17 protein-coding genes are annotated in these 13,947 nt (G+C 29.7%); all 17 read left to right on the top strand.

What is annotated here, in order from left to right:
• The first annotated feature begins 3 nt into the window (after window positions 1-3).
• The gene (locus KVH43_RS02860) at window positions 4-819 is read left to right on the top strand and encodes a glycosyltransferase (protein WP_218283374.1); all 816 of its coding nucleotides are present in this window, start codon (window positions 4-6) and stop codon (window positions 817-819) included.
• A 23-nt stretch (window positions 820-842) separates the two neighbouring features.
• Window positions 843-1,835: a UDP-glucose 4-epimerase GalE gene (gene galE / locus KVH43_RS02855; protein ID WP_218283373.1), complete on the top strand. Its 993-nt coding sequence runs from the start codon at window positions 843-845 to the stop codon at window positions 1,833-1,835.
• A gap of 70 nt (window positions 1,836-1,905) precedes the next feature.
• Complete coding sequence (locus tag KVH43_RS02850) at window positions 1,906-3,756, top strand: polysaccharide biosynthesis protein (protein WP_218283372.1); 1,851 nt, start codon at window positions 1,906-1,908, stop codon at window positions 3,754-3,756.
• A 14-nt stretch (window positions 3,757-3,770) separates the two neighbouring features.
• Entirely contained in the window at window positions 3,771-4,700 is a 930-nt protein-coding gene (locus tag KVH43_RS02845; protein ID WP_218283371.1) for an SDR family oxidoreductase, read from the top strand.
• A gap of 103 nt (window positions 4,701-4,803) precedes the next feature.
• Window positions 4,804-6,225, top strand: a complete 1,422-nt coding sequence (locus KVH43_RS02840; protein ID WP_218283370.1) for a sugar transferase — start codon at window positions 4,804-4,806, stop codon at window positions 6,223-6,225.
• A gap of 29 nt (window positions 6,226-6,254) precedes the next feature.
• A complete protein-coding gene (locus tag KVH43_RS02835; protein WP_218283369.1) occupies window positions 6,255-6,884 on the top strand; it encodes a sugar transferase in 630 nt (209 codons plus the stop codon).
• A 104-nt stretch (window positions 6,885-6,988) separates the two neighbouring features.
• Window positions 6,989-7,960: an ATP-grasp domain-containing protein gene (locus KVH43_RS02830; RefSeq protein ID WP_218283368.1), complete on the top strand. Its 972-nt coding sequence runs from the start codon at window positions 6,989-6,991 to the stop codon at window positions 7,958-7,960.
• On the top strand, window positions 7,957-8,634 hold the full coding sequence (locus tag KVH43_RS02825; RefSeq protein ID WP_218283367.1) for an HAD family hydrolase: 678 nt from the start codon (window positions 7,957-7,959) through the stop codon (window positions 8,632-8,634). The genes KVH43_RS02830 and KVH43_RS02825 overlap by 4 nt, the downstream gene beginning before the upstream one ends.
• Before the next feature lie 45 nt (window positions 8,635-8,679).
• The gene (galU, locus tag KVH43_RS02820; RefSeq protein WP_218283366.1) at window positions 8,680-9,591 is read left to right on the top strand and encodes a UTP--glucose-1-phosphate uridylyltransferase GalU; all 912 of its coding nucleotides are present in this window, start codon (window positions 8,680-8,682) and stop codon (window positions 9,589-9,591) included.
• 209 nt (window positions 9,592-9,800) lie between these two features.
• Window positions 9,801-10,244 (top strand): HEPN domain-containing protein, encoded by a 444-nt coding sequence (locus tag KVH43_RS02815; RefSeq protein WP_218283365.1) that lies wholly within the window; start codon window positions 9,801-9,803, stop codon window positions 10,242-10,244.
• Window positions 10,208-10,534: a nucleotidyltransferase domain-containing protein gene (locus KVH43_RS02810; protein WP_218283364.1), complete on the top strand. Its 327-nt coding sequence runs from the start codon at window positions 10,208-10,210 to the stop codon at window positions 10,532-10,534. Before KVH43_RS02815 ends, KVH43_RS02810 begins: the two co-directional genes overlap by 37 nt.
• Window positions 10,535-10,818: 284 nt before the next feature.
• Window positions 10,819-11,960, top strand: a protein-coding gene (locus KVH43_RS02805) for an IS3 family transposase (protein ID WP_420829644.1) whose coding sequence is annotated in 2 segments (ribosomal slippage) — window positions 10,819-11,059 and window positions 11,059-11,960 — 1,143 coding nt in all. Because the reading frame shifts where the segments join, the coding sequence is not laid out codon by codon here.
• A gap of 49 nt (window positions 11,961-12,009) precedes the next feature.
• Window positions 12,010-12,228 (top strand): hypothetical protein, encoded by a 219-nt coding sequence (locus KVH43_RS02800; protein WP_218283362.1) that lies wholly within the window; start codon window positions 12,010-12,012, stop codon window positions 12,226-12,228.
• Window positions 12,229-12,376: 148 nt separating this feature from the next.
• Complete coding sequence (locus KVH43_RS13400; RefSeq protein WP_218284060.1) at window positions 12,377-12,460, top strand: nucleotidyltransferase substrate binding protein; 84 nt, start codon at window positions 12,377-12,379, stop codon at window positions 12,458-12,460.
• A gap of 247 nt (window positions 12,461-12,707) precedes the next feature.
• Window positions 12,708-13,139, top strand: a complete 432-nt coding sequence (locus KVH43_RS02790; protein ID WP_218283361.1) for a nucleotidyltransferase substrate binding protein — start codon at window positions 12,708-12,710, stop codon at window positions 13,137-13,139.
• 92 nt (window positions 13,140-13,231) lie between these two features.
• Window positions 13,232-13,633, top strand: coding sequence for a nucleotidyltransferase substrate binding protein (locus tag KVH43_RS02785; protein ID WP_218283360.1), 402 nt, complete (start codon window positions 13,232-13,234; stop codon window positions 13,631-13,633).
• The gene (locus KVH43_RS02780; protein WP_218283359.1) at window positions 13,630-13,935 is read left to right on the top strand and encodes a nucleotidyltransferase domain-containing protein; all 306 of its coding nucleotides are present in this window, start codon (window positions 13,630-13,632) and stop codon (window positions 13,933-13,935) included. Before KVH43_RS02785 ends, KVH43_RS02780 begins: the two co-directional genes overlap by 4 nt.
• Window positions 13,936-13,947 lie beyond the last annotated feature (12 nt).

Below are 13,947 nucleotides of genomic sequence, written 5' to 3'. Positions count from 1 at the left end.
ATTATGAAATTTTCAGTATTGATGTCAGTATATTATAAGGAAAATCCATTATACTTAAAAAAGGCTATAGATAGTGTGATTAACCAAAGCGAGAAACCAAATGAGATAGTATTAGTGAAAGATGGTAAGTTAACAGATGAGTTAAATACTATTGTTAATGAGTATATACAAAAATATTGTGGCTTATTTAAAATAGTAGAATTTAAAGAAAATAAAGGATTAGGAATAGCACTAAAAGAAGGAGTAAAAGCTTGTAAATATGATATTATTGCAAGAATGGATACGGATGATATAGCTGTAAGTAATAGATTTGAAAAGCAGTTAAAGGTATTAAGAGAAAATGAAGATGTAGATATAGTAGGATCATATATAGAAGAGTTTGAAGGAGATATTCACAATATATTATCTATACGAAAAGTTCCTGTTAATGATAGAGAAATAAAAAAATATGCTAAAAGAAGAAATCCATTTAATCATATGACGGTTATGTATAGAAAAAAGGCAGTAATAGATGCCGGAAACTATCAGCCTTCTTTATGGAATGAAGATTACTATTTATGGGTTCGAATGATTATGAATGACTCTAAAATGTATAATATACCTGAATGTTTGGTATATGCACGTACTGGTGCTAGTATGTTTGAGCGAAGAGGTGGAATGAAATACGTTCAAGTAGATATTCAGTTGCAGAAAAAATTCTTAGATATGGGTTTTATTAGCTTTAATAAGTTTTTGAGTAATATCATTTTAAGAACATCAGTAAGAATTATTCCAAATAAACTAAGAGGTTGGGTATATAAAAACTTATTAAGAAAATAAGAAATGAAAGTTGAGGGTTTATAATGGCTATACTGATAATTGGTGGTGCTGGATATATTGGTTCCCATACTGTTAAATATTTCTTAGAAAATAACTTAGATATTATTGTAGTGGATAACTTACAGAGTGGACATGAAGAGGCTGTATTGACGGATAAATTTTACAAAGGTGATATAAGAGATAAAGAGTTTTTGGACAATGTGTTTAAAAAAAATGATATAGAAGCGGTTATTCATTTTGCTGCCAATTCTTTAGTTGGGGAAAGTATGGAAAAGCCATATGAATATTATCATAATAATGTGTATGGAATGATGTGTTTATTAGATGTTATGAAGAATAATAATGTAGATAAAATAGTATTTTCTTCAACGGCAGCTACTTATGGTGAACCAAAATCAATACCTATATTAGAATCAGATGAAACGCATCCAACTAATACATATGGTGAAACGAAGCTTGCTATGGAAAAGATGATGAAATGGTTTGATAAAGCTTATGGGATAAAATATGTTTCACTTAGATATTTTAATGCAGCAGGTGCTGATGAAAGTGGAAAAATAGGAGAATGTCATAATCCAGAAACACATTTGATCCCGCTTGTTTTGCAAGTTCCATTAGGGAAAAGAGAAAAAATATATATGTTTGGAGATGATTATCCAACGAAGGATGGTACTTGTATTAGAGATTATATTCATGTGGTGGATTTAGCATCAGCACATTATTTAGCTTTAGAATATCTTAGAAAAGGTAATGAAAGTAATGTTTTTAATCTTGGGAATGGAACAGGATTTTCAGTTAAAGAAGTGATTGAAACAGCTAGAAAGGTAACAAATCATCCTATATCAGCTGAAATTATAGAAAGAAGATTAGGGGATCCAGCAGTTTTAATAGCTTCATCTGAAAAAGCTAAAAAAGTTTTAGGTTGGAAACCAAAGTTTGATTCATTAGAAAAGATTATTGAAGATGCATGGAATTTTCATAAAAATAATCCAAAGGGATATAATGAAGAGAATTAAGGACATGTGTAGACATGTCCTTTTTTAAATTATATAATAAATCTAGTGTTTAAACGAAAAGAGGTATATCATGTACAAAAAACTAAAGCCTATTTTTATATTTTTACTAGATGTAATATTGATCAATATAGCTATCATGATGGCATATTATTTAAGATTTGGAAGGAACTTAACCTTTGATTATTTTAAAGTATTTATATATATGTCACCTTTTATAACTATTGGTAAAATATTGGTATTTAATTATTTTGGTTTATACAAAAGTATATGGAAGTATGCAGGGATAGATGAATTGATGAATTTATTCATGGCTGTGAGCATTAGTAATGGACTTATCATTATTGCTATATATTTAGGGCGGTTAAATGTTCCTAGAAGTATATATGTTATAACATTTTTTATCGATTTATTTTTATTTGGTATCAGTCGATTTACTACGAAGATTTTTAAAAGAATTAATATATATGATATGATATATTTTCCATTAAAAGACAAAAGAAAAAGAGTCATGATTATTGGAGCTGGAGAGGCTGGCAATATACTTTTAAAGAAGTTTAAAGAAGATGCTAGAATAAATCCCATATGCTTTATTGATGATGATTTATCTAAAAAAGGAAAAAAAATTAGTGGTGTACCTATAGTTGGGACAAGGCAAGATATATTTTCTTATGCAGTAAATAAAAAAATAGATGAAATTGTAATCGCTATTCCAGGTGGGAAGAGGCAGGATATAAAGGAGATTATAGAGGAATGTAAAAAGACTAAGAGTACTTTAAAAATACTTCCCAATATCCATGAATTAAGAGAATTAAAGGAAGATTTGAAGGAGATTCTTGCAGATAAGATTAGAAATGTAGATGTAAATGATTTATTAGGAAGAGATAAGGTACAGCTTGATGATGAAAAGATTGCAGCTTATATAAATGGAAAAAGAGTTTTAGTAACAGGTGGAGGCGGATCTATTGGTTCAGAGCTTTGTCGACAGATTGTAAAGTTTAAGCCAGAAAAATTAATTGTATTTGATATTAGTGAAAATAATCTTTATGATATACAAGAGGAGTTAAATGTAAAGTATCCAAATGTAGATAAAAGCTTTATGGTAGGTTCTGTAAGAGATGTGAAGCGTCTTAATTATATTTTTAGTAGTTGTTCTCCTCACATTGTTTTTCACGCAGCAGCACATAAGCATGTACCACTTATGGAGGATTCGTGTGGAGAGGCTGTGAAGAATAATGTATTTGGGACTTTGAATGTAGTAAAGATGAGTGATCGGTATCATGTAGAAAAATTTATATTGATTTCTTCTGATAAGGCAGTAAACCCTACAAATGTAATGGGGGCTACAAAAAGGATTTGTGAGATGATTGTTCAAAGCTTTAATAAAAATTCAAAAACAGATTTTGTAGCTGTTCGTTTTGGGAATGTCTTAGGAAGTCGAGGAAGTGTTATTCCTCTATTTAAAAAACAGATTGCAAGAGGAGGACCAGTTACGGTAACACATCCTGATATTATTCGTTATTTTATGACTATATCGGAAGCAGTACAATTAGTTATGGAGTCAGCGGCTATGGCAAAGGGTGGAGAGATATTTGTATTGGATATGGGAGAGCCTGTTAAGATTGATCAATTGGCAAGAGATTTAATTACCTTATCTGGCTTTGAACCTGATAAGGATATAGAAATAAAATATACTGGATTAAGACCAGGAGAGAAGCTTTATGAAGAGCTATTAGTGAATGATGAAAATGTAGAAAAGACACATAAGGAAAAGATTTATGTAGAAAAACCTATGGACATAGAGTATTATCAATTGATGAAGGATATAGATGCTCTTAAAAAGTGTATAGATAGTGATCCTAGTTATATTAAAAATAGATTAAAAAGAATTGTACCAACTTATAAAGAAAATAATAAGCTATAGAAAGGAAGAGGAATATGAAGGTATTGGTAACAGGGGGAGCAGGATTCATTGGCTCACATATTGTAGATAAGTTAGTGGAGAATGGAGATGAAGTAATTATCATAGATAATTTGTCCACAGGAAATATGGAAAATATAAATAAGAAAGCTGTATTTTATGAAGCAGATATAAGAGATAAAGAAATAGATAAAATATTTGAAGTGGAAAAGCCAGAGGTTGTTATTCATCATGCTGCACAAATAGATATACAAAAATCTATAAAAGATCCTATGTTTGATGGAGATGTTAATATTATAGGAACTATAAACTTATTAGAGAATTGTAAAAAGTATAAAGTAAGAAAAATAATATATGCTTCATCAGCAGCTGTTTATGGTACTCCAAAATATCTACCAGTAGATGAAAAGCATAGAGTAAGCCCTATATCATACTATGGAATTTCAAAGCACACGCCTGAGCATTATATAAAGGTATATGCTGAACTTTATGGAATAAAGTATACTATACTAAGATATGCAAATGTGTATGGCATAAGGCAAGATCCTAAGGGTGAAGGTGGGGTAGTATCAATTTTTTTAGATTTATTATTAAATGGAAAAAATCCTACGATTTTTGGAGATGGAGAACAAACAAGGGATTATATTTATGTTGAGGATATAGCTAGTGCTAATGTAAAGGCATTAAAGCTTGCTGATAATGAGATATGTAATATTAGTACTAATAAAAAGACTACCGTAACAGAATTATTTAATATGATGAGAGATATTTTAAAAAGTGAGTGCAATGCTATTTATGGAGATGAAAGAAAAGGAGACATCAAGCATAGTACGTTGAATAATGAAAAGGCAATGAAGCTTTTAGACTGGGAACCAGGGTATAGTATTGGAGAAGGTTTGACAAAGACGATTGAATATTATCGATTAAAGAGAGAAAAAAATGCATAAATATGATATTACAAATCGTTTACAGTATTGTAAAAGGTTTACGAAATGGTTTGAATATTATAAAATAGTTATGTCAGGGAGTGATGAATAAAGGGGGAAAATTATGTCAAATAGTTATTTTAAAAAGGAAAGCAAATTGTTTTATGGATTGCAGATTATCATAGATATATTGTTAGTGAATTTAGGATTTTATGCAGCTTTTATTTCTAGATTTGGAAAAGAATTAAGCAGTAGTCATATTACACCGTATATTGAAATTATACCGCTTATTTCTTTGACGGCACTGATATTTTTTTATATTTATGGTGTGTTTAGATGTGGAGAAAAGTCATATATAGAGACGGTATATTCTTCTGTATTATCCTTAATATTTGTGATGATTTCATCTATGGCATTGACATTTTTTAATAGGGGATTTAGTTTTCCAAGAAGTGTATTTTTTATCGCTTTTGGTTTACAGCTTTTATTTTTAGTAGTATGGAAGTATATAGCTTATAAAATGTATTTTGTTCTACATAAGAAAAAGACAGTTATGATAATAGGTGACGAAGAACAGTCAGAAAATATTGCGAAGAAGATATTATCTACAAATGAAAAGCAATTTAAAATTAGATATATTTGTAGTGAAGTACATGATGAAATTTATGAATGGATAAAAGAAGTGGATGCAGTATGTATCAGTGCTAATTTAGGTAGTAAGTATAAAGAAAGGATTATTTCTTATTGTGTAGAATTAGATAAGACTATTTATATTATACCGGAATTGTTTGAGATAACGTTGTTTAATGCAAAGTTAACACAATTTGACGATGTACCTGCATTTTGCATTGAAAATTTTCATTTGACAATTGAACAAAGATTGATGAAAAGAGCTTTTGATGTGGTTGTAGCTTTAGTAGGGATTATTTTATCTTCACCATTGATGTTGATAGCTTATATAAGTATTAAGCTTTATGATAGAGGGCCAGCAATTTTTGCACAAGAGCGGGTGACGAGAGGTAATAAGAAGTTTAAGGTGTATAAATTTAGAACGATGATTATAGATGCAGAAAAACATACAGGACCTGTTTTGGCTACGGATAAAGATCCTAGAATTACGCCTATGGGAAGGATTTTTAGGTCAACTCGCATAGATGAACTGCCACAGCTTTTTAATGTATTAAAGGGAGATATGAGTGTTGTAGGGCCAAGACCAGAGAGAGAATTTTTTATTAATGAATTTAAAAAAGAGATTCCGGATTTTAAATATAGGGTGGCAGTAAAGGCTGGTGTTACGGGGCTTGCACAAGTTCTTGGTAAATATACAACAACACCTCAGGATAAGTTAAGATTTGATTTATTATATATCAGAAATTATTCTTTTTTCTTGGATTTGAAAATTGTACTTCAGACTATTAAGACTATGTTTATGAAGGCGAGTTCTCAAGGGATAACAGATGATAAGAGTCTTGATGAATTACTAAAAAGCTTAAACTATAATGTATATGAGGAAATTGGTGTTACAAAGATGGAACGGTTATCATAATAAAAGTTGAATGAAAAATAGGTGAGGTTATGCTGTTGATAAAAAGATGTATAGATATAGTTGCTGCTGTTGTATTATTATTGTTATTGGCTCCTATTTTAATAATCGTTGCATTACTGATTAAGGTTAAATTAGGTTCTCCTGTGATATTTATTCAAGAAAGACCAGGGATACATGGAAAAATATTTAGGATGTATAAATTTAGAACTATGTTAAATACAAAAGATTCATCTGGAAGGCTCTTATCAGATGAGGAGAGATTAACAAATTTTGGGAAGTTCTTAAGAAAAACTAGTATAGATGAATTGCCAGAGTTGGTAAATGTTCTAAAAGGAGATATGAGTTTAGTAGGGCCAAGACCTCTTTTGGTAGAGTATTTACCTTTATATAATAAAGAGCAGTCAAGAAGACATGAGGTAAGACCTGGGATTACTGGTTGGGCACAGATAAATGGGAGAAATGCAATTTCTTGGGAAGAAAAATTTAAGCTTGATGTGTGGTATGTAGATCATTGGAGCTTGTGGTTAGATTTGAAGATACTTTTTATGACTGCTGTAAAAGTTTTGATAAGAGAAGGTGTAGATCAAGAAGGTCGAGTCGGAATGGAAAAATTTGTTGGAAATGATGCTACAACACATAGGAGAAACGCCTTGGATTAATATTCAAGGTTCTTTTTTTACCAAGTTGATTCAATAAGAAAGATATTTAAATAAAATATAATACGTAAAAGACTGGATAAGGATATGAAAGGACGGTTGTGGTAATGAATATTCTTTTTTTAAGTGCTGGACGGAGAGTTGAATTGCTTCAGTGGTTTAAAAGAGCAAGAAATGAATTGGGAATAAAAGGGAATATCGTGGCAGTGGATATTAGTAAATTTGCACCAGCTATATATTATGCAGATATATACGTAATGGTACCGAGAGTAGATGCTAATGAATTTATTAGTGAGATTATTAAGGTTTGTAATGAGTATGATATTGATTTGGTAATTCCTACAATTGATACTGAATTACCTATTTTAGTAGAAAATAAGGAACAGCTTGAAAGCTTAACTAATGCTAAGATTATGATTTCGAATAAAAAGGTTATAGATATAGGAAAAGATAAGTTTGTTACATATAATTTCTTGAAGAAAAATTGTTTTGGGGTACCGAATGTAATAGATGAGAATTCTTTAGAAAAGGGAGAATATAAATTTCCTTTATTTATTAAGCCATTAGATGGTAGTTCTAGTATTAATGCTTTTAAAGTAAATAATGAAAAGGAATTAAGTTTTTTTAGAGAGTATGTACCTAATCCTATTATTCAAGAATTTGCAGAGGGTGATGAATATACGATTGATGTATTTTGTGACTTTGAAGGAAATCCTATTACGATTGTTCCAAGAAAAAGAGTGGCGACAAGAGGCGGTGAGGTTTCAAAAGCAGTTGTGATTAGGGAGAGGGAAATTATTGATGAAGTAAAGAGGATGGTAAATGTTTTAAAGCCTATAGGACCTATTACTGTTCAATGCATAAAGGGTATGTCTGGAATAAAATTTATTGAAATCAATCCTCGATTTGGTGGGGGTGCACCTATTAGTATGAAAGCAGGTGCTAATTCAGCTAAGAATATATATAAATTGTTAATGGGGGAAAAATTAAGTTATTATGAAGATTATGAAGATGGTTTGGTAGCCCTTCGATATGATCAGGCAGTTTTTTTGGATATGAATGGGAATGTGATAAAATGATTAAGGGAATAGTTTTTGATTTAGATGATACATTAATATCAGAAAGAGCATATGTTTTTAGTGGGTTTAAAGAGGTAGCAAAGAAAATTGGACAAGATTATGGACTAAATGAAAATAAGTTGTTTTTCAATATGAAAAAGCTTTTTGAGAAAGATACAAAGCATGTGTTTAATAGATTGTTGGATGCATATAGATTAGATTATACTATAGATTATATTAAAAAGTTAATTGTTCATTATAGAGAGCATATACCGAATATAAGGCTTTATGATGATGCAGAATATACGCTAAAATATTTATATAGCAAAAAGTTTAAGTTAGGAATGATTACGGATGGTTATCAAAATACACAAAGAAATAAATTAAAAGTATTGGACATAGAGAAGTATTTTGATATTATTGTGATAACTGATGAAATTGGAAGAGATTACTGGAAGCCTCATAAGAAGCCTTATGAAATGGTAAAGGAAAAATTGGATTTGGAATATGCAGAAATGATTTATATAGGAGATAATATCAATAAGGATTTTGTAATGGCTAATGAATTAGGAATGGAAACAGTAATGATCTGTAGAGAAGATGGTATCTATAAGAAAAAAGAGATGGATGAAGGATATTATGCAAAATACAATATTCGGAGCTTGATAGAATTGATAGATATGTTCAGATTTTGATATAAGTATGTTTTATTTAATAGAATATTATGAGGGGGAGTAAATATGAAAGTAAGAAAAGCCATCATACCAGCAGCAGGACTAGGGACAAGATTTTTGCCAGCAACAAAGGCACAGCCAAAAGAGATGCTTCCAATAGTAGATAAACCAACTCTACAGTATATTATTGAAGAGGCAGTAGCTTCAGGGATTGAAGAGATATTGATTATTACTGGAAGAAATAAAAAAAGCATAGAGGATCATTTTGACAAATCTGTTGAACTTGAGCTTGAGCTTGAGAAAAAAGGTAAGACTGAGATGTTAGAAGAAGTAAGAAGAATCAGTGATATGGTCAATATCCACTATATTCGTCAAAAAGAACCTAAAGGACTTGGACATGCTATTTATTGTGCAAAGAGCTTTATTGGAAATGAGCCTTTTGCAGTACTTTTAGGAGATGATATTGTAGATGCGGATATGCCTTGTCTTAAGCAAATGATTGATGTTTATAATGAGTATAAGACTACTGTTTTGGGAGTGCAAGCTGTTCCAGATGAAGATGTTAATAAGTATGGAATCGTGGATGGAAAATATATTGAAGATGGAGTATACAAGGTAAAGAATTTAGTAGAGAAGCCTAAAAAAGAAGAGGCTCCTTCTAATGTAGCTATATTAGGAAGGTATATTATTACGCCAGAGATATTTGAAATATTAGAAAATACGACTCCAGGTGCAGGTGGAGAGATTCAGCTAACAGATGGATTAAAGACTTTGGCTGAAAGACAAGCGATGTATGCATATACTTTTAAAGGAAAGAGATATGATGTAGGAAATAAATTAGGATTTTTACAGGCTACTATTGAGTTTGCATTGAAAAGAGAAGATTTGAAGGATGATTTTAAAGCTTATTTAGCAGATTTGATGAAAAATGGTTTGTTAAGTGATGTATATGAACAGGTAGCAGCTAGTGAAGATTAATAAGATATTATGAAATTCTTATAAGTTTAGTTATTGTGGCTTTAATTCTATTTAGTAACGGGATTAAAGCTATTTTTGTGGAAAACTTTATTTTCATGGTAAAATAGATATGACGATTTTAAAATTAGGAATAATGAAATGATTGAATATAGATTATTAATTTTTTATATATTTTGATATAATGTAGGTATAGAGGAAGTGATTTAGTTATGAATAATAGAGAAAAGTATGATCATTGGGAACATATTGCGAAGTATGACTTAGATACTGCTAAAGCCATGTTAAAAGCAGGAAAATATTTGTATGTAGTTTTTATGTGTCAGCAAGCAATTGAAAAAATAGTTAAGGGTATACATGTATTATATACAGGAGATGAAGCTCCTAAGACTCATAATATATGGATAGTTTTTAAGTCGGTTTTCTTGAAGAAAGAATATAAAGATTTAGTTTTAGATGAAGAGTTTGATGATAAAGTGAAGAAGTATAAGCCTGTTTTCATGAAGTTATTAGCTTATTATATATCTGAAAGATATCCATCTTATAAAGAAAAGGTTGGAAGTGAAGTTACTAAAGAGATTGCATTAGATATATTAAAAAAATCTGAGGAGGTATTTTTATGGGTTCAATCCCTAAATCAATTCAGCAGATCATAGAAGATTATGTAAAGAAAATATCAAAACAAATTCCTATACAAAAGGTAATTGTGTTTGGGTCATATGCAAAAGGAAATTTTAGAAATGATAGTGATATAGATTTAGCTGTTTTTTCAGACTACTTTAAAAATATGAGTCGGGTAGATGGAATTACGTATTTGCTTATGGAAGCATCTGATTATGATATAGATTTAGAACCTCAAGCATTTACATTAGATGATTATAATAATCCACTAGGAATCGTTGAAGAAATAATTAATACTGGTATAGAGATAGAAAAATTGAATTGATGTAAGTTTAGTTATTCAGTTATTGTGGCTTTAATTCTATTTTTTAGTAATGGGATTAAAGCTATTTTACTTTGAAACAATTTAATATATATGAAGATTGATAAAATATTGAGAAATTATAAATTTGAGTTAAAGCTAATTTGATGTTAAAATAGAATTAATTAAAAATGTGGGTGGTGAATATAATGGAGAATGATTTGCTTTTAAAATCATGGTGTTAGTATAGTTTTATGGACACAAATTGGTTAAATATATAAAATAATAACTGAGAGGATGTGTCCATAATGAACAATAAAAAATTCAATCAAGATTTTAAAAAGACAATTGTAGATCTTTATTATTCTGGTCGTTCTGTAAAAGAATTAAGCAGCGAATATGGTGTTTCAGATGTCACTATATATAAATGGATTAAAAGATTTTCTCCTATATCTACATCAGATGGAAAAACTACTACATTAAATGATGTAGCAGAATTAAAAAAACAAATTGCACGCCTTCAGGAGGAGAATACTATCTTAAAAAAGGCTATCACCATATTCGCCAAAGCATAAATGACGATCAATTATTTAAAGTTATTACAGAGCAGTCTGATAAACATTCTATACAAGCTATGTGCAAAATACTAGAAGTTTCTCGTAGCTCTTATTATAATGCACTTTGTCATACACCTTCTAATCGAGAACTTGAAAATAAAGAACTAAAAGAAACAATTTATAACATCTATACTCAATCTAAAAGAAGATATGGTGCTCCTAAAATATATCATATGCTTTTAAAAAAAGGATACACAGTTAGCATAAAAAGAGTACAGAGAATAATGCGAAAGCTTGGTATTTATGCTATTACAGTCAAAAAGTATAGACCTTATTCAACAAAACAGAAAGTCATAGAATATCCTAATCTACTTAATCGTGATTTTCAAACCACTGCACTTAATCAAAAATGGGTAACGGATATCACTTATATACATACGATAAAAGATGGATGGTGCTATCTTGCATCTGTTATGGATCTTCATTCTCGTAAAATAATAGGGTATTCATTTGATACTGCTATGACTGTAAATGTAGCCTTACAGGCTGTAAAGAATGCTTATATTTCACAAAATCCTACAGATACACTTGTATTGCATTCCGATTTAGGCTCGCAATATACAAGCATGGAATTGGGGAGGTACCTTAAATCTAAGGGGATACAGCATTCCTTTAGTCGTAAAGGGTGTCCTTATGACAATGCTCCTATTGAATCATTCCATTCTGTATTAAAAAAAGAAGAAATTCATCATGTAAAATATATAGATTTTCATACCGCTAAATTAGCTATATTTGAATACATTGAAAGTTGGTACAATAGAAGTCGTATTCATGGATCATTAAAATATAAAACCCCTCAACAAGTAGAAGATGAGGCTAAAATTGTATGTTAAAAACTAACTTTTTGTTGTCCAAAATATTGACATAGATCCATCAATAGAAATGTTATTAGATAGAAAATTACAGCCTATTAATGATCGATTAAATAAAATAGATGAAAAACTAGAAAATCTTGAAAAAACTCAAAGAGGAATAGAGACTACACAAAAATCAATTTTAAATTTTATTACGGAAGCGGATACGGAATTTATGAAATTAGAAGAGAAAACAAAAGATATAGATAAAATAAAAAAGGTAATCAATATTAACAATGTAAAATAAAAGTATGCGTCAGTTATGGTAGCTTTAGTTCTATTTGCGAATAGGATTAAAGCTGTTTTTTAATATGATAAAATGACAAACATGATATAATAATAGTACAGAGTTCACTGAAAAAGAGGAACTGAATAAATTTGAAGTCTAAGGATTAATACAATGTTTTGAATATACCTTTGAATTAGCTTGGAAAACTATGAAAGATTATTTAGAACAAGAATCTATAAAAATTTGTTGAATGATTTATACATCTATGGTGTTATAATATCAGAGGTGATATTAATGTATTCAATTTCATTTTGGAAAATTAGTTGTTTGATTGTTAAGAAAGGAAGTGAACAAAAGTACCGTTGGCTTGCGGTATAGCATTGTAGAGAAATGCTATTATGTACACTAATATTTGTAAAAATATTGAGTGTATGAATAAAATCTATAACCTTTATATATTTATTTAGATTTTTATAGATTTTATAAAGCTGGTATATATGAATATTGATATCAGATGGAAACAGAGATTTTCTAATTTAACAAAAGCTGCTAGGCAGCTAACAGAATTTATTGAAAAAGAGGAACTGAATAAATTTGAAGTACAAGGATTAATACAATGTTTTGAATATACCTTTGAATTAGCTTGGAAAACTATGAAAGATTATTTAGAACAAGAGGGTTTTGATGTGAAAAGTCCTAGAGCAACAATAAAAACAGCTTTTCAGACACAGTTGATTGATGATGGGCATATGTGGATTGATGCGTTAGAAAAAAGGAATCTAATGGCTCATACTTATGATGAAGAGAAAGCAATAGAAGCAGAAGAATTGATAAGAAAAAAATACTATAAAATGATTAAGGAACTTTGTTTGAAGCTGGAGGAATGGATATTATCAAGAGGATTTAGTATCTATTACTTTGAAGGGTAAAGCTGGAATAGAAAGGATAAAAATTATACTTGAGTATTTAAGGGAGAATACGCCAAAGGTGAAAATATTAGATAAAGGAGGAGAGTATATAAATGAGTGGAAAAGAAATTCGATGGCGTCAAAGATTTGAAAACTTTGATAAGGCTTATAGTCAATTGCATGCTGCAATTTTAGACTTTGATAAATTGAGTATACTTGAAAAAGAAGGTTTAATTCAGAGATTTGAATATACATTTGAACTTGCTTGGAAAACCCTGAAAGATTATCTAGAATCTCAAGAAGTAGAAGTGAAATTTCCAAGAGAGGTAATAAAAGCAGCATTTCATTATGAATTGATTCAAGATGGAGAAGTGTGGATGGATATGTTAGAAAAAAGGAATCTTTTAGCTCATACGTATGATGAAGAACGTTTTAATTTTGCTGTGAAAAAGATAAAAGAAGAATATTATAAAGCTATATCTCAAGTACATACTTTATTAGGTGAGAAGAGATGAGATTTGGTATACCATCTAAAAGTATGGGCTTGATTAAGGATGCTTTAATAAGAAGGAAGGAAATTGAGAAAGCAGCTATTTTTGGGAGTCGTGCTATTGGAAACTATAAAAATGGTTCTGATGTGGATATAGTTATTTATGGTATTGATATTACTGTAGAAATAGTGAATCAGATAAGTGTAGAGTTAAATGAAAAATTGCCTTTACCATATTATTTTGATGTTGTACACTATGAAGGTTTAAAACATGAAGGGTTAAAGAAACATATAGATAAGTTTGGAAAAGTATTTTATAAAAGATAAACTCTTTAAAAT

The organism is Crassaminicella indica (assembly GCF_019203185.1).
GTDB classification, from domain to species: domain Bacteria; phylum Bacillota; class Clostridia; order Peptostreptococcales; family Thermotaleaceae; genus Crassaminicella; species Crassaminicella indica.
This window is presented reverse-complemented; position numbering and strand designations above follow the sequence as displayed.